The organism is Vibrio sp. S11_S32 (assembly GCF_014694465.1).
GTDB lineage: Bacteria > Pseudomonadota > Gammaproteobacteria > Enterobacterales > Vibrionaceae > Vibrio > Vibrio algicola.
The window spans coordinates 1-1,128 of the sequence record NZ_JAAUWS010000121.1; the positions used below are offsets into that span (position 1 = coordinate 1).

Annotated in this window: 1 protein-coding gene; it reads right to left on the minus strand. The window is 40.1% G+C overall.

Going from position 1 to position 1,128, the window contains the following annotated elements; genetic code table 11:
- Positions 1-1,035: IS256 family transposase (locus HC723_RS16830; RefSeq protein WP_190339912.1), on the minus strand; the 1,035-nt coding region annotated here is incomplete at its 3' end.
- Positions 1,036-1,128 lie beyond the last annotated feature (93 nt).

Below are 1,128 nucleotides of genomic sequence, written 5' to 3' on the forward strand. Positions count from 1 at the left end.
CGTTGATTCGATTGGATTACTTGTTCTAATATGCGTCCAATGCTCTGCTGGAAAGTCATAAAATGCGAGCATTTCTTCTTTATCTTTTGTTAAGCACTCCGTCACTTTTGGGTACTTGCCGGAATAGTCTTTTACGAATAAATCATAAGCTTTATAGGCAGAATTTCGAGTTTCCGCCATCCAAATATCTTGTAACCTAGATTTGATTTTTGGTTGCATGGATTTTGGGACTTTATTTAATACATTGGCAGTCTTATGAACCCAGCAACGTTGATGCTGTGTCGTTGGCCATATCTTTCTAACAGCATTCCAAAAACCAAGTGCTCCGTCACCAATCGCTAATTTTGGTGCTTGTGTTAATCCTTGTGATTGAAGTTGGTTTAGTACTTCAGTCCAGCTCATTTCAGATTCTCGAACACCATCAACGACGGCTAATAACTCTTTTCGCCCCGTATCATCGACGCCTATGATAACGAGCAAGCAGAGCTTGTCGTCCATTCTGACCTTACTATAAATCCCGTCCGCCCAAATATAGACATATCGCCGTTTATCTAAGGAACGTGTTGACCATTGCTTATATTCGACTTCCCAGGATGATTTCAGGCGTGAGATCGTATTAGCGGATAAACCTTGAGCATTATCGCCAAGTAAAGAAGCCAGAGCAGGCTGCATATCACCTGTTGAAATACCTCTTAAATAGAGCCAAGGTATCAATTCTTCTATATTTTTAGTTCTCTTCAAATAGGGTGGAACCAAAGTGCTATTAAATTTAATCCCTTCTTTTTTACGGTCTCGGACTTTTGGTATTTTCACTTCAATATCACCGAGTCCAGTTTGGATTGTACGTTCTGGCTGATAGCCATTCCGTACAACTCGTCTGAGACCATCAATTGTTTCATCATTATGTTGGTCTAACAAAGATGCCACCTCAGCTTCAATTGCTTGTGCCAATAGTTGCCGAGCACCATCTTTCAGCAATTGTTGTAACGGATCTTCTGGTACATTAATTGAAATAACATTAGAATCTTGATTCATTGCGATGTATCTCCTATTAGTTGTTGATCTGCCGAGACCAATTAACAGATTACATCGCAATGTTCCTCCATACACCAGAAATCACTATAGCTC